Genomic DNA, 15447 nt, shown 5'->3' with positions numbered 1-15447 from the left:
ACCGGAACAACGGCACCCGCCGGTACCGGTAGTGCCGGCCGCAGGCCGGCAATCGCGTGGATCGCGGATGAATGAGGTTGCCGGCCAGCGGCCGGCACTACCCCTGCTCGCCCAGTGCGCGCAGCAGGCCGCGGGCCTTGGCGCGGGTCTCGTCCAGCTCCTTGTCCGGGTCCGAATCGACCACGATGCCGGCGCCGGTGCGGAAGCTCACCTCGTGGCCATCCACTTCGGCGGTACGGATCAGGATGTTCAGGTCCAGGTCGCCATCGCGGTTCAGCCAGCCGAACGCGCCGGTATAGGCGCCGCGCGGCACCTGCTCCAGCTCGCTGATGATCTGCATGCAGCGCACCTTTGGGCAGCCGGTGATGGTGCCACCCGGGAACGTGGCGGCGATCACCTCGCCGGGCGTGACCTCCGGGCGCAGATGGCCGCTGACGTTGCTGACGATGTGGTGCACGTGCGCGTAGCTCTCCACGGTCATCAGCTCATCGACCACCACGGTGCCCGGCAGGCAGATGCGGCCCAGGTCGTTGCGCTCCAGGTCGATCAGCATCACGTGCTCGGCGCGTTCCTTGGGGTGACCGACCAGTTCCTGGATGCGCGCGGCATCGTCGTCGCCTTCGAAGCGTGGACGGGTACCGGCAATCGGACGGGTCTGCGCATGGCCGGCGTGCACCGACACCAGCCGCTCCGGCGAGGAACTGACCACATGGCGGCCGTGCGCGCTGAACAGGCCGGCAAACGGCGCCGGGTTGGCACGACGCAGCTGTGCGTACAGCGCCTGCGGGCTGACCGGCGCAGCGAACTGCGCGTTCCAGCGCCGCGACAGGTTCACCTGGAACACGTCGCCGGCGCGCAGATACTCGATCACCCGGCGCACGCCATCGGTGAAACGCTGCGGCGCGTCCTCGTCGACCGCCTGCGGTGGCTGCCAGCCCTGCCCGGCTTCGGGCAGCGCGGCCGAGGCCAGTGCCACCAGCGCATCCAGCAACGCCTGCTCGCCGGCTTCGGCGATGACGAAGCTGGCATCGTTGTGATGGTCATGCAGCACCGCGGCCGGGCAGCGCAGCGCCAGCGCGGTCGGGCGACCATCCCCGCGAGCACGCGCCAGCAGCACTGGTTCGATCTGGCTGGCCACTTCGTAATCGAGCATCAACGCCCAACCGCCGCGGAACGGCAGGCTGTGGCTGCCGTCATGCGGCAGGCGCTCAAGCTGCCAGGCGCGATCCAGTGCCTGCAGGAACGTGCCGGGCTGCACCACGTCGTGCTGGTCGCGCACCTGGCCGTCGGCATCCAGCCGCAGGCCATCGCCCTGCGCGACCAGCAGCAGGCTCCAGCGGCCCTGGGCGGTGCCCGAGGCGGTGGATTCCATCAGCAGCGGGAAGCGCGCCGGGTCGTGCTGCTGCAGGGCCAGCAGATCGATCGGGTGCGGCAGCGGGTGGATCAGCGGTGCGTGGGTCATGGCAGCCAGTTCGGGAATTCAGATGCACGGAAGCCGCCTTGCGGCGGCTCCGTGGTGCACGGCGTTGATCCGTTTGTCGGATTGCCGATGGGTAGAGTCGACTGTCAGTCGACTGCTTTCCCATCAACGATCACCGCGGCGGATCGAAAGGCAGTCGACTAACAGTCGACTCTACCAATGCGACGTCGAGCGTGGCGCGACGTCGCAACACCACTCAGACGCGCTTGAAGATCAGCGTGCCGTTGGTGCCGCCGAAGCCGAAGCCATTGGACATCACCACGTCCACCTTGGCCTGGCGTGCCTCGTTGGGCACGTAGTCCAGGTCGCAGCCTTCGCCCGGCTGTTCCAGGTTGATGGTCGGCGGGATGACGTTGTCCTGCAGCGCCATCACCGAGAAGATCGCTTCCACGCCGCCCGCTGCACCCAGCAGGTGGCCGGTCATCGACTTGGTGGAACTGACCATCATCTTGTAGGCGTGGTCGCCGAAGGCGGTCTTCATCGCCATGGTCTCGCCCAGGTCGCCCAGCGGCGTGGAGGTGCCGTGCGCGTTGAGGTAACCCACCTGCTCCGGGGTCACGCCGGCGTCCTTCATGGCCATGACCATGCAGCGCGCGGCGCCTTCGCCGTTCTCGCTCGGTGCGGTCATGTGGTACGCGTCGGAGCTGGCGCCGAAGCCAGCCAGTTCGCAATAGATCTTCGCACCACGGGCCTTGGCGTGCTCGTACTCTTCCAGGATCAGGATGCCGGCGCCGTCGCCCAGCACGAAGCCGTCACGGTCCTTGTCCCACGGGCGCGAAGCCTGTTCCGGGGCATCGTTGCGGGTGCTCATGGCCTTCATCGCGCAGAAGCCGCCCAGCGCGGTCGGCGACGAGCCACGCTCGGCACCGCCGACCACCATCACGTCAGCATCGCCGTACTGGATCATGCGCATCGCGGTACCGATCGAGTGGTTCGAGGTCGCGCACGCCGAGACCGCCGAGAACGACGGACCCTTCAGGCCGGTGATGATGCTCAGCTGGCCCGGCAGCATGTTGATGATGGTCTTCGGTACGTAGAAGGGCGAGATCTTCTTGCCCTCGTGGAACTCGATGGTCTGCTCTTCGATGCCGAGCAGGCCGCCGATGCCGGCGCCGACGATGGCGCCGATGCGCTCGGCATTGGCGTCGGTGATCTCCAGGCCCGAATCATGCAGGGCCATGAACGAGGCACCGAGGCCGTAATGGATGAACGGGTCCATCTTCTTGGCATCCTTGCCGCTGACCCGGAACTTGCCGAACAGTTCATTGTCGGCGGTGATGTCGAATCCCTTGACCTCACCTGCAATCTTGGTGGTGAACCGATCCACGTAGGCATCAGCAACGTTGGTCAGCGGACCGATGCCCGAACGACCGTGGGTGATGCCTTCCCAGCTGCTGGCCAGATCATTGCCCAACGGCGAGACGATACCCAGGCCGGTTACGACGACGCGACGCTTCATTGCTGTTTCTCCTGACCCGGATGATTTCTACGGGTAACTCGGTTTGCTTCGATGTGATGCCCAAACACACGGGGCCGCAACAGCGGCCCCATGGGGTGCGGTGCGCGGCAAGGAAATACCTGCACGCGCACTGCCGTCTGACATCAGGCCTTGACGTGGGCCTTGACGTAGTCGATGGCGGCCTGCACGGTGCTGATCTTCTCGGCTTCTTCGTCCGGGATCTCGCACTCGAATTCTTCTTCCAGGGCCATCACCAGCTCGACGGTGTCCAGCGAGTCAGCGCCCAGGTCATCGACGAACGATGCGCTGTTGGTGACTTCTTCTTCCTTGACGCCAAGCTGTTCGACGACGATTTTCTTGACGCGTTCTTCGATGGTGCTCATGGGATCTCGCTCCAGATGGAGTTGTGGTTCAAAAGTGGTCGCCATCAAAGGCGATGGCCGTGGGATAGTGTAGTGGAAACCGGCGCGGCCTTGCATCGCAGCAAAAACCTCAGCAGATCAACCACTTGCGGCGCAATCCCTGCGCCCCTTGCTTACGGCATGTACATGCCACCGTTCACATGGAGGGTTTCGCCGGTGATGTAACCGGCAGCCGGGCTGGCCAGGAAGGCCACCGCATGGGCGATGTCCTCCGGCGAACCCAGGCGTTCGAGGGCGATGTCGTTGATCAGCGCGGCGCGCGCTTCTTCCGGCAACGCCTTGGTCATGTCGGTGTCGATGAAGCCGGGAGCAACCACATTGACGGTGACACCGCGCGAACCGATTTCCTTGGCCAGCGACTTGCTGAAGCCGATGATGCCGGCCTTGGCGGCCGCGTAGTTGGCCTGGCCGGCATTGCCGGTCACGCCCACCACCGATGCGATGTTGATGATGCGGCCCTTGCGTGCCTTCATCATGCCGCGCATCACCGCCTTGCTGGTGCGGAACACGCTGGTCAGGTTGGTGTCGATGATCGACGCCCAATCCTCGTCCTTCATGCGCATCAGCAGGTTGTCGCGGGTGATGCCGGCATTGTTGACCAGGATCGAGATCGGGCCGAACTCCTTGGCGATGCCGTCCAGCACGCTGTCCAGCGCGGCAGCGTCGGTCACGTTCAGTGCACGGCCGTGGCCGCCGTGGGCGGCCAGGCGCTCACCGATCGCGGCAGCGCCGGATTCGGTGGTGGCGGTGCCGATGACGGTGGCGCCCTGGGCGGCCAGCAGATCGGCGATGGCGGCACCAATGCCACGGCTGGCGCCGGTGACCAGTGCGATTTCACCCTGCAGGGGCTTGCTCATGGTGTTTTCCTCAGGCTGGGGCGGCCGCCGTACCCGTACCGCGTGCAGCGGCCACCGGTACGGTCGGCAGGAACAGGGGGAGTCAGGCCGACCATGCCTCGCGGGCGGCTTCGAAGTCGCCCGGGGTGGCCAGTGAACGGCCGTCGATGGCCTTGTCGATGCGTTTGACCAGGCCGGTCAGCACCTTGCCCGGGCCGCACTCGGCGATCCGGGTGATGCCACGGCCGGCCAGCGCCTGCACGCATCCGGTCCACTGCACCGGCTGGTACAGCTGCTGGACCAGCGCGGTACGGATCGCGTCGATACCGTCATACACCTGGGCATCCACGTTCTGCACCACCGGCAGCTGCGGCGCCTGCCAGGACAGGCCGGCCATCACTTCGGCGAGGCGGTTGGCGGCTTCGCGCATCAGCGGGGTGTGCGAGGGCACGCTCACGGCCAGCTTGACGGCCTTGCGCACGCCCTTCCCGGCCAGCAGCGCCAGCGCGCGGTCAACCGCATCTGCGTCGCCGCCGATCACGATCTGGCCCGGCGAATTGAAGTTGGCCGGCACCACCACCTGGCTGCCCGCGGCTTCGGCGCAGACGTCCAGCACCAGCTGGTCTTCAGCGCCGAGCACGGCGGCCATGGCGCCGACACCGGCCGGTGCGGCTTCCTGCATCAGCTGGCCGCGCAGGCGCACCAGGTGCGCACCGTCATGCAGGCTCAGCGCGCCAGCGGCGACCAGGGCGGTGTACTCGCCCAGGCTGTGGCCGGCCAGCACCGACGGGCGCGGACCGCCCACGGCGTTCCAGGCGCGCCACACGCCGATGCTCGCGGCCAGCAGGGCCGGCTGGGTGTATTCGGTACGGTTGAGCATTTCCTCCGGGCCACCCTGGGACAGCGCCCACAGGTCGACGCCGGCACCATCGGATGCTTCGGTGAAGGCTTCACGCACCTGCGGGTGCAGTTCGGCCAGCTCGGCCACCATGCCCACAGACTGCGAGCCCTGGCCGGGGAAGACAAAAGCGAGGGTGGATACGGTCACGCGGTCATCCGCTTGTTGCAATCGAAGCGGGCCATGATAAGGGCGAATCCGCTGTGTCGTCTGTACGTGCGCGTATGCAGGCGTATGGAGCGCCGCCGCGGGACAACCCGGCATCCGGTGCGGTGCCCCGCCCAGGTAGAGTCGACTGTCAGTCGACTGCCCTTCGATCAGCCGCTGAAAACCCGCGCTGCGCGCGGAAGTCGACTGACAGTCGACTCTACCGCAGCGCCAACCTGCCAGCAGCGCGAACCTGCCATCAGCAGAACAGCTGCAGCACGTCCAGGTCGCCGTCGGCGAGGAAGTCCACGCACAGGCCCACCAGCATCAGTACGCCCGCCGTGCTGGCGCCATGGGCGATGAAGATCGAATGTGCCAGCGCGCGCGCTGAACGGCCCAGCTTCATGCAGACCCGGGCCAGGCTGCGCAGGCGGCCGCTGACCGCGTGCACGTGTTCGCGCACAGGCGCTTGGGCCTCGCCCATCGCCTCGGCCATCATCGCCTGCAGCTGCTCGGGGCGGTCGGCGTAGTACTTGGCCACGCCGTAACCGAACATCAGCCAGTCGCGGGCCTGCGCTTCGGACAGATCCATCACTTCCAGCGGATCTTCCTCGAAGTCGATGAAGCCCACCTTCTGCCCATCCCAGGTGAGGTTGCGCGGCAGCGGCTGGCCGAAATAGGCGCCGCGCGCATGCGCTTCGGCGATGGCCTGCATGGCCGCCATCACCAGCCGGTCGCGGCCGGCCTCGTCGGCCTGGCGCAGGCAGGTATTGAACGAGCTGCCGTTGTCACCGATCACCAGCGCGGCGTGGCCGCTGCCCAGCACGTCGGGCACGTTCACGCCCTGCGCCTGCAGTTCTCCCAGGCGACGGGCTTCGGTTTCTCGCGCGGCATCACCACCACGGTGCGGCGGTGGTCGCAGGGCGTCCAGATGGAAACGGCGGGCAACGAAATTGAGCAGGCCCAGGGCCACTGCGCGGCTTCCCTTGCCGTACTGCTTCAGCCAGGCGCGCTGCCCTTCGATGACGATGGGCTCAACCATGACGTGTACTCCTTTAAACGCGTTACGGCCCCAGAGGGGCCGTAACGACAAAACTTCACATTGTCGTAACTTGCGCTATCAATAGCGCAGCAGGGCCGAACCCCACGTGAAGCCGCCGCCGAAGGCTTCCAGCAGCAGCAGCTGGCCGCGCTCGACGCGGCCCGAACGCACCGCGGCGTCCAGCGCCAGCGGCACCGAGCCGGACGAGGTGTTGCCGTGCTTGTCGACAGTCACCACCACCTGGTCCATCGACATGTCCAGGCGCTTGGCGGTGGCTTCGATGATGCGCAGGTTGGCCTGGTGCGGAATCAGCCAATCCAGGTCGGACTTGTCCAGGCCATTGGCAGCCAGGGTCTCGTCCACGACCGAGTCCAGCGCCTTGACGGCGTACTTGAACACGTCGTTGCCCTTCATGTTGATGGTGCCGCCACCGTTGGCACCGTCCTTGAAGCCGGTCGAGACGCCCACCGGGTTCCACAGCAGCTCCTTCTTGCTGCCGTCGGCATGCAGGTGGGTACTGAGGATGCCGGTTTCCTCGTCGGCCTTGAGCACGACGGCGCCGGCGCCATCGCCGAACAGCACGCAGGTGGTGCGATCGTTCCAGTCGACCATGCGGGTCAGCGTTTCGGTGCCGATCACCAGCACATGCCTGCAGTCGCCGGAACGGATGAACTTGTCGGCCACGCCCAGCGCGAACACGAAGCCCGAGCAGGCGGCGTTGACGTCAAAGGCAGGGCACCCCGCAACACCGAGCTTGGCCTGGATCAGGCACGCGGTGGAGGGGAAAATGAGGTCAGGCGTGGTCGTACCGACCACGATCATGTCGAGCTGCGAAGCGTCGATACCGGCCGCTTCAAGTGCGCGCAACGCGGCCTGGTAGCCGAGGTCGCTGGTGGTTTCGCCTTCGGCCGCGATGTGCCGTTCACGAATTCCGGTGCGCGACTGGATCCACTCATCCGAGGTTTCGACCATTTTTTCCAGGTCGGCGTTGGTCAGGACTTTTTCCGGCAAATAGCTACCGGTGCCCGCGATCCTCGAATAGATCCGCTTGCTCATCATGTTTCCTGTTGCGCGGGCCGCCGATCACCGGCACGCCCGGGAAAGAAGGCAAAGGCCGCTGCCCGGGGGCAGCGGCCTTCCCGGCACATCAATCTTCTTCGACGGCCGAGGTCTTGGTCTGGATGACCTTCTTGCCGCGGTAGAAACCGTCGGCAGTGATGTGGTGACGCAGGTGCACTTCGCCGGTGGTCGGGTCGGTCGACAGCTGCTTGGCGCTCAGGGCGTCATGCGAACGGCGCTGGCCGCGGCGGGACGGGGTAACACGGGATTTCTGCACAGCCATGGGATTGCTCCAAACTCGGTTCGTTTTGCTTCGTCGTATCGTCGCGCAGGACGCCAGCGCCCAGCACACTTTCGCTTTCGCCGCAGCCGCCGACGACAATCCGGCTGCTATTGTTTCTTCAATGCCGCCAATGCCGCGAACGGATTGGCCTTCTTTGTTTCTTCTTCGCTCGGCGCCCAGTCCTTGTCGACTGCTTCACCGTCGGGCGACAGTGGAACCACCGGCACCGCCAGCACCAACTCGTCTTCGACCAGGTCCAGCGGACGCAGCTGGCCGTCTTCCGGCACCAGCAACGCCTCGTACTCCTCCGGCAGGGACGATTCCTCGTCCTCGTCGCGGATCAGGCCAAGCCTCTGGGTCACCTTCACCGGCAACAGGAATCGCTGCATGCTGCGCTGACAGGTCAGCGGCAACGCGGTGTCGATGGTCAGTTCCACATAGGATACCCGCAGGACTTCGTCGCGACCGAATTCAAGCGAGTAGGAACACTCGCCGTCGGTATCTGCGACCAGCCCCTGCAGGCGGGTCAATTCAGCCAGGGAGACCTGGCCGTCGAAGCGCCTTCGCGCTACGACCATCCGCCAAGCATCCAGCGATTCGGGCACGTTCGCGGACATAAGCCGCTGAATACTAAGGATCGGGGGGGCTGCTGTCAAATGCCCGCCATACAGCACTTGCTGCTGGCGCTGCGCACAGGCCAGACTGCCGCACCCTGCCCCGGTATTCTCGCATGTCACTGGTCCTGGCCTCCACCTCCCGCTACCGCCGCGAGTTGCTGCAGCGGCTGGGCCTGCCCTTCGACTGCGCGCGCCCGGAGGTGGATGAAACCCCGTTGAACGGTGAGACGCCGCTGGCCCTTGCAATGCGCCTTGCCACGGCCAAGGCAACCGAAGTCGCCGCCCGCCACCCCGGCGCCTGGGTGATCGGCTCGGACCAGGTGGCGGACCTGAACGGGCGGCCGCTGGGTAAACCGGGCACGGCCGGGGCGGCCTGCGCGCAGCTGGCGGCGATGTCCGGGCAGACAGTACGCTTCCATACCGCCATCAGTCTCACGCGAGACGGAGAATCATTCAGTGCCGTGGATCTGACCGAGGTCCGTTTCCGCGCGCTGGGCCAGGAGGAGATCGCACGCTACGTGGCCACCGAACAGCCCCTGGACTGTGCCGGCAGCTTCAAGTGCGAGGGTCTGGGCATCAGCCTGTTCGAAGCGATCGACAACCGCGACCCGACCGCGCTGATCGGCCTGCCGCTGATCGCGCTGTGCGGGTTGCTGCGCCAGGCAGGGTTCGCGGTGCCCTGAAGGCGACACACTGACTGCCGGCACCGATCGCGGAAACAGGCCGGACACGGGCCGGGTAGGACCTGAGCCGGGTAGCGTCGACTGTCAGTCGACCATCGCGCGCAGCGCGGGGTTTTGCCGGCGGCTGGAAGAGCAGTCGACTAACAGTCGACTCTACCAACGTGGAGCACCCGACCAACCTGGAGCACGCAACCAACCTGGCGCGCGACCACCTGGACCGCGCTCCGCCTCAGCGCCCGCGAACCTCGAACGGCTGCTCCTGCCATTCCTCTACGCTGCCATCGCGACCGTGCAGGCGCAGGCCCAGCCAATGCCGTCCCGGCGCCAGCGTGCTCGTGTCCAATGAAGCATCGAAGCCCACCGCAGGATGCTGCGGATCGGTGCTGTCCGGCCAGGTCTGGCGCACGTCGAATGCGCGGCCATAGCGCGCATCCCCCATCGAGCGGCCATCGACCAGCACCTCAACCCGTGCCAGGCCGACACCATCCTTGAACGCCCATCCCTTGATCGCCAGCGTGCCAGACACCTTTTCGCCGTTGGAAGGCGTATCCAGCCACGCCATTGCCGGAGTCACGCACGCCCCGGACGCGCGCTGCGCCGGCAGCCGGAACAGCAGGAAACGCTGGAAGCCATGGTCACTGCTGACCACCCGCGGCGCCGGCAACGGCCCCACCTGTCCGCAGATGGCGTGATAGCGCGCCAGCAGATCGCGGTAACGCTGGTCGCTGGGTGAAAGCACCAGCAGCATCGGCGTCGAGCGCTTGCCCTCATGCAGCAGTTCCCACTGCGCCAGCTGCGCGGTGCGCCCATGCTTGTCGTTGAGCGGATGCGGCAGCACTTCGATATCGCCATTGCCGAGCTGGAAGCCCAGCTCGGCCCCCACCTTGAAGTTCCCCGCCAGCACCCGCGTGCCCGCCGGCATCTGCTGCAACTCTTCGCGCACCGCCATCGCCAACGGCTGCCAGCCAGCGAAATTGCGCGGGTAGTACTTGCTGCCTGCCAGCTGCTCGCGCAACGCAGGCGTGGAGGCCATCAGGTAATAGCCGAACGCCAGCACCATGCCTGCGCCCGCCAGCCACCAGCCGGTGCGCCGCAGCCAGCGTGGCCAGCCGTTGAGCACCACCGGCACCGCCACCAGCAGGGCCAGGTAGCCCGGCAGCGGCCAATGGAAACTGATCCGCTCGACGTCGGTGAAGAAGCCCAGCAGGAAGATGCCCAGCGTGGATACGCCCCCGACCAGGCCGAAGTAGCGCCACTGCACGCGCGTGCCGCCGCCCCTGCGGGTACCGGCCAGCGCCACCTTCCACATCGCCATGCACAGGATCGGGGTGACCAGCATGGGCTGGATCACCAGGAACCACAGCCCGTTCCATTCGAACGTCCAGGGATGGCGCTCGACCACCTGGAACTTCAGGCCGGCGTCGTGGTTGTCCGCGTTCCATGCCAGCAACGGCAGCCACGCCAGCACGCCCACCGCCAGCGCGACCCATACGCGCGGATCGGCCAGCATGCGCCGCCCCTGCGGCAGCGCCAGCAACGCGATGAAGCCAACGCCGATGACACCGATGAAACGGTAGTGACTGAGCGCACCGATCGACAGGCCCAGCGCAAGCTTCATCGCCGACGATGCATCAACGTTGTGCAGCAGCCGCGCACCGGCGTGCAGGCAGATCACCGCGGCCAGTGCCATGGGCACATCCGGCACCGCCAGCAGGCCCAGCGTCGCCGACAACGGCATCAACAGCGTGAGGCTGCCCGCTTGCCAACCGGCCACATTGCCGAACCAGCGCGTGGCCGTGCGCACCACCAGCAACGGCAGCAGCGCGCCGATGGCCAGGAACGGCAGGCGCAACGCGAGCACATGGTGGCCACCGATCTCCACACCCAGGCGCGCCAACCACGCGGTCAGTCCGGGAAGGTCCGAATACGCAGCGGCCAGATGCTGGCCTTCCTGCCAATAGAACGCCTCGTCAACAAACAGTGGTAGCCGCGCAGCCACTACCAGCTTGGCCGCTGTGACCAGCGTCCATAACCAGAGAAATATTGTCCGCGCGCGCTGTTCGCCCTGCATTGCTCTATGGATAATCGAATGGATTCCAGACCTGAGACGATCATGCCAGCCTCGTCCCCCAATCCCAGCATGCTAACCGATCAACTGCGCCAGGCCCTGCGGGAGGCACAGGATCAGGTAAACGCACTGGTGCTGGGCAAGGTGCCGGAAGTCAGGCTGGCTTTCGTCGCCCTGCTTTCCGGTGGCCATCTGCTGATCGAGGATCTGCCCGGCCTGGGCAAGACCACGCTGGCGCATGCGTTGGCCAGCAGCCTGGGCCTCAGTTTCCAGCGCGTGCAGTTCACCTCCGACCTGCTGCCCGCCGATGTACTGGGCGTTTCGGTATACGAGGCCGGCAGCCGCCAGTTCCAGTTCCACCCGGGGCCGGTGTTCACCCACGTGCTGCTGGCCGATGAGATCAACCGTGCGCCGCCGCGCACGCAGAGCGCGCTGCTGGAGGCGATGGCCGAACAGCAGGTCACCCTGGATGGGCAGACCCATCCCCTGCCCGATCCGTTCTTCGTGATCGCCACGCAGAACCCGGTGGACCTGTCCGGTACCTTCCCGCTGCCGGATTCGCAGCTGGATCGTTTCCTGCTGCGCCTGGCGATGGGCTACCCCAGTGCGCAGGCCGAACGCGAACTGCTGCGTGGTACAGACCGCCGCGACCTGATCGCACGTGCCGTACCGAAGCTGGATGACACCCAGGTACGCGCGCTGCGTGAAGCCGTCAGCCAGGTCCATGCCAGCGATGCACTGGTCGACTACGTGCAGGCCCTGCTGACCCGCAGCCGCCAGCACGCCGGCGTGCGCGTGGGCCTGTCACCGCGTGCCGGCCTTGCGCTGCTGCGCGCGGCCAGGGCGCATGCACTTCTGCTGGGCCGCGGCCACGTGGTGCCCGAGGACGTGCAGACCCTGTTCGTGGCGGTGGCCGGTCATCGCCTCGTGGCCGAAGCCGAGTCCAGCTCGGGGCCGGCACTGGCACGGGCCATCCTGCAGACCGTTGCGGTGGATTGAGGGTGGCCACGCGCTGGGCACGACTGCAACTGCTGGCACGCCCGCGCAGGCCTGAAGCACTGCCGCAGCGCCTGGACCGCCATCGCATCTACGTGCTGCCCACCCGTTTCGGCCTGTTCGTCGCCGCGCTGCTGGCGGCAATGCTGCTGGGCGCACTGAACTACAACAACAACCCGGCGTTGCTGCTGGCCCTGCTGCTGGCGGCAGCGGCGATCGCCAGCGCCATCGCCGCGCACCTGCAGCTGTCCGGCGTACAGATCGACGCGATCTCCGCCGAGCCGGTTCCTGCCGGGCAACCACTGCGCCTGCGCGTGGACCTGTCACTGCGTGATCCGCGCGCACGCCACGGCCTGCACCTGCAGCTGGGTGACAGCGAAGCCTGGACCTCGCTGCCTGCACACGGCCGCGGTGAAGTGGAGCTGCACGTTCCCAGCGAACGCCGCGGCTGGCTGGAGCTCCCGCGCATCCGCCTCTCCACCACCCAGCCACTGGGCCTGGTGCGGGCATGGTCGTGGGTGTGGCCGGAACAACCGCTGCTGGTCTATCCGCAACCCGAGGCGCTGGCCCCTGCACTGCCGGAAAGCGGCAACGATCCGCTGCACACGCGCGCCCATGCCAGTGGCGAGGAACTGCATCAGCTACGGCCCTATCGTGCGGGCGATGCGCCACGCAGCATTTCGTGGAAGCACTCGGCACGCCGCGACAGCCTGCTGGTGCGCGAGTACGAAAAGCCGGTTGGCATCGAAGTCATCCTCGATTGGCGCACGCTGTCCCCGCTGGGCCATGAAGCACGCATCGCGCGTTTGGCGCGATGGGTCGACATGGCCGAGCGCGAAGGCCGCCGCTACACCCTGCTGCTGCCTGCACACCCGCCGTTCGGGCCAGGCCAGGGCGCCAGCCACCACCACCTGTGCCTGCGTGCACTGGCATTGATGCCGCATGACTGAGACCACGCCCGCGCTCGACCGCAATGCCCGCAACTGGACCCTGGCCAGCGCGGCGTTGGCGCTGTTGCCGTTGCTGCTGCAGTTGCCGCCCCTGCTGGCGGGCGTGATCGCGGCCGCAGCGCTCGTGACTGCGGTCCTGTCGTGGCGGAAGGTGCTGCCCATGCCGGTGCGCCTGCTGCTGGTGCTGGCCATGCTCGGTGCCATCGCCTGGCAGATGGGGATGGTCCGACCTGGGCGCGATACCGGTTGCGCCCTGCTGGCAGCGATGCTGGCGATCAAGTCCAGCGAACTGCGCAGCCGGCGCGATGCCCGCAGCCTGCTCGGGTTCGCGCTGTTTTCCCCGTTTGCGGCGTTCCTGCTCGACCAAGGACCACTGACCACGGTGTTGGCCGCACTGGCGGGGATCAGCGCGCTGCTCGCCCTGCAACGGCTGGCCGGGGATGAAGGCCACGCCGCGCCGCTGCCCTTGCGAGGGCAGCTGCGCGGCGTTGGCCGCCTGCTGGCGATCGGCCTGCCGCTGGCATTGGCCTGCTTCTGGCTGTTCCCGCGCCTGGCCACGCCACTGTGGGGTGTTCCCGAGCGCGCCGTGGGTACGCCGGGGTTGTCCGACAGCATGGAGCCCGGCCAGTGGCTGGACCTGATGGCCGACGATGCCCCGGCGCTGCGCGTGCAGTTCTTCGGCGCGGTACCCGAGCCGATGCAACGCTACTGGCGAGGACCGGTACTGACCGCCTTCGATGGCCGGCGCTGGACACGTGACCGCGCCAGCGAGCGACGGCCGGCGGCCGTGGTCGAGGCCGGCACGCAGGGCTGGGACTACCAGATCGACTACGAACCCACCGACCGCCGCCAGCTGGTGGCACTGGACCTGCCCAGCCGCGCGCCTGCAGGCAGCACGCTGGATGCGGACATGAGCCTGAGCAGCGAGCGGTCACTGGCGTCGCTGAGCCGCTGGCGGTTGCATTCGGCGCCACCACAACGCTTCGACAGCACGCTGTCACCCTATCTGCGACGGGCCGCGCTGCAGTTGCCCAGTGGCTTCAACCCGCGCACCGCCACGTTGGCGCAGCAATGGCGGCAGCAGGCTGGCAGCGATGACGAGGCCATCGTGCGCCGCGCGCTGCAGTGGATCACCACCGACTTCTCGTACACGCTGGACACCCCTGCGGCAGGGCGCGACCCGATCGACGAGTTCCTGTTCGGCTACAAGGCCGGCTTCTGTGAACACTTCAGCTCGGCCTTCGTGGTGTTGATGCGCAATGCCGGCGTCCCGGCACGGGTGGTGACCGGCTTTGCCGGTGGCACCTACAACCGCCTTGGCGACTACTGGATCGTGCGGCGGATGGACGCCCATGCCTGGGCCGAGGTATGGCTGCCGCAGCGCGGCTGGGTACGGGTTGACCCGACCGCAGCCGTGGCACCGGAACGCATCCTGGACACACTGGACGACCGCCTGCAGGCCGGTACGGACACGCCACTGCAGCAACGCTGGCAGCAGCTGGGGCAGATGGGCGACTGGCTGCGCCGCGGCTGGAACGACCTGGTGCTCTCGTTCGATGCACGCCGCCAGCAGCAACTGCTCACGCCGTTCGGGCTGGATGATCTGGGCCCCACGCAACTTGTCGCTGGCTTCGTGGTGGCAACGATGCTGGCCTTGGCGTGGATGGCCTGGCTGCTGGCCCGTGGCGAGCGCGAACGCGACCCGCTGCTGCGCGCCTGGCACCGGCTCGGACGGCGCTACGCCCGCCTCGGCCTGGCCCGTGAACCGCACGAAACCGCACAGGACTGGGCCCAGCGGGTGCACCGGCAGCGCCCTGACCCGGCCCTGCTCGCACTCAGCCAGCGTTTCGCCGACGCGCGCTACGCTGGAACTTGCACCGACCTCGCTTCATTATTGCGGGACCTGCGCAGGCATCGCCCGACTTCCGGAGCCTCCCCATGAACACCAAGTTCCTTCTCACCGCTGTGGCCACGCTGGCCCTGTCGGCCTGCGCCACGGCCCCCAAGCCGCTGCAGGGACAGTTCAGCCTGGTCTCCCCGCGCGACTCGGTCGCTACCCAGCAGGTCGGCACGCCGGTCCGTTGGGGCGGTCGCATCATCGAAACCAAGCCCGGCCAGGGCGAGACCTGCTTCCAGATCATCTCGCGCCCGCTCAATGGCAGTGGCCGTCCGAACACCACCTCGTCCGACGCCAGCGACGGCCGCTTCATCGCCTGCCGTGCCGGCTTCTACGACCCGGCCGTGTTCGAAGCCGGTCGTGACGTGACTTTCATCGGCAAGATCGACGGCTACCAGAACACCCGCATCGGCGAGTACGACTACCGCCTGCCCAAGCTGTCGGCCGATGTGATCTACCTGTGGCCGGAACAGCGCCAGGTCGACGTGGTGCCCTACCCCTATGGCCCGTGGGGCCCGGGCCCGTATGGTCCGTACTGGGGCGGCTATGGTCGCTGGGGCTGGTGGTGATCGTCACCGCACAGGCATGACGGAAAAGGCCGCCCTCGGGC

The 15447-nt window shown here is 67.2% G+C and carries 15 protein-coding genes; 5 read left to right on the top strand and 10 right to left on the bottom strand.

The features are described from left to right. Positions 1-97 precede the first annotated feature (97 nt). The 9 genes from Q9Q79_RS04710 to Q9Q79_RS04670 all read right to left on the bottom strand — a co-directional run bounded on the left by Q9Q79_RS04710 (position 98) and on the right by Q9Q79_RS04670 (position 8243). Complete coding sequence (locus tag Q9Q79_RS04710; protein WP_201861860.1) at positions 98-1462, bottom strand: aminodeoxychorismate synthase component I; 1365 nt, start codon at positions 1460-1462, stop codon at positions 98-100. A 214-nt stretch (positions 1463-1676) separates the two neighbouring features. After that, entirely contained in the window at positions 1677-2939 is a 1263-nt protein-coding gene (gene fabF / locus Q9Q79_RS04705; protein ID WP_012479290.1) for a beta-ketoacyl-ACP synthase II, read from the bottom strand. Between the two features lie 143 nt (positions 2940-3082). Next, the gene (acpP, locus tag Q9Q79_RS04700) at positions 3083-3322 is read right to left on the bottom strand and encodes an acyl carrier protein (protein WP_005408313.1); all 240 of its coding nucleotides are present in this window, start codon (positions 3320-3322) and stop codon (positions 3083-3085) included. A gap of 152 nt (positions 3323-3474) precedes the next feature. After that, on the bottom strand, positions 3475-4218 hold the full coding sequence (fabG, locus tag Q9Q79_RS04695; RefSeq protein WP_012479289.1) for a 3-oxoacyl-ACP reductase FabG: 744 nt from the start codon (positions 4216-4218) through the stop codon (positions 3475-3477). Positions 4219-4300: 82 nt separating this feature from the next. Next, entirely contained in the window at positions 4301-5245 is a 945-nt protein-coding gene (gene fabD, locus Q9Q79_RS04690) for an ACP S-malonyltransferase (protein ID WP_201861858.1), read from the bottom strand. Positions 5246-5501: 256 nt separating this feature from the next. After that, positions 5502-6284 carry a hypothetical protein gene (locus tag Q9Q79_RS04685; RefSeq protein WP_005408310.1) on the bottom strand — a complete coding sequence of 261 codons (783 nt, stop codon included), beginning with the start codon at positions 6282-6284 and terminating at the stop codon, positions 5502-5504. Between the two features lie 78 nt (positions 6285-6362). Next, complete coding sequence (locus tag Q9Q79_RS04680) at positions 6363-7340, bottom strand: beta-ketoacyl-ACP synthase III (protein ID WP_005408309.1); 978 nt, start codon at positions 7338-7340, stop codon at positions 6363-6365. A 91-nt stretch (positions 7341-7431) separates the two neighbouring features. Beyond that, the gene (gene rpmF / locus Q9Q79_RS04675; protein ID WP_005408308.1) at positions 7432-7626 is read right to left on the bottom strand and encodes a 50S ribosomal protein L32; all 195 of its coding nucleotides are present in this window, start codon (positions 7624-7626) and stop codon (positions 7432-7434) included. A 107-nt stretch (positions 7627-7733) separates the two neighbouring features. Next, entirely contained in the window at positions 7734-8243 is a 510-nt protein-coding gene (locus tag Q9Q79_RS04670) for a YceD family protein (protein ID WP_012479287.1), read from the bottom strand. Positions 8244-8356: 113 nt separating this feature from the next. On the opposite strand from Q9Q79_RS04670, the gene Q9Q79_RS04665 reads away from it, so the two are divergent. Then, the gene (locus Q9Q79_RS04665) at positions 8357-8926 is read left to right on the top strand and encodes a Maf family nucleotide pyrophosphatase (RefSeq protein WP_201861857.1); all 570 of its coding nucleotides are present in this window, start codon (positions 8357-8359) and stop codon (positions 8924-8926) included. Positions 8927-9155: 229 nt separating this feature from the next. Here Q9Q79_RS04665 and Q9Q79_RS04660 read toward each other — a convergent pair whose 3' ends face one another. Further along, on the bottom strand, positions 9156-10997 hold the full coding sequence (locus Q9Q79_RS04660) for a glycosyltransferase family 39 protein (RefSeq protein ID WP_012479285.1): 1842 nt from the start codon (positions 10995-10997) through the stop codon (positions 9156-9158). Between the two features lie 42 nt (positions 10998-11039). Here Q9Q79_RS04660 and Q9Q79_RS04655 point away from each other — a divergent pair, with 42 nt between their 5' ends. From Q9Q79_RS04655 to Q9Q79_RS04640, 4 genes are read left to right on the top strand one after another with little or no spacing between them, the layout of a single operon-like run. Next, positions 11040-11993, top strand: coding sequence for an AAA family ATPase (locus Q9Q79_RS04655; protein WP_005408304.1), 954 nt, complete (start codon positions 11040-11042; stop codon positions 11991-11993). Positions 11994-11995: 2 nt separating this feature from the next. Then, positions 11996-12940 (top strand): DUF58 domain-containing protein, encoded by a 945-nt coding sequence (locus Q9Q79_RS04650; protein WP_043033683.1) that lies wholly within the window; start codon positions 11996-11998, stop codon positions 12938-12940. Further along, positions 12933-14882 (top strand): DUF3488 and transglutaminase-like domain-containing protein, encoded by a 1950-nt coding sequence (locus Q9Q79_RS04645; RefSeq protein ID WP_012479283.1) that lies wholly within the window; start codon positions 12933-12935, stop codon positions 14880-14882. Before Q9Q79_RS04650 ends, Q9Q79_RS04645 begins: the two co-directional genes overlap by 8 nt. Continuing rightward, entirely contained in the window at positions 14879-15406 is a 528-nt protein-coding gene (locus Q9Q79_RS04640; RefSeq protein WP_005408301.1) for a Slp family lipoprotein, read from the top strand. Before Q9Q79_RS04645 ends, Q9Q79_RS04640 begins: the two co-directional genes overlap by 4 nt. Positions 15407-15447 lie beyond the last annotated feature (41 nt).

It is taken from the genome of Stenotrophomonas sp. a6, from assembly GCF_030913325.1.
Lineage (GTDB): Bacteria > Pseudomonadota > Gammaproteobacteria > Xanthomonadales > Xanthomonadaceae > Stenotrophomonas > Stenotrophomonas maltophilia.
The sequence above is the reverse complement of the archived record's forward strand: the minus strand, read 5'-3'. Positions and strand labels throughout refer to the sequence as shown.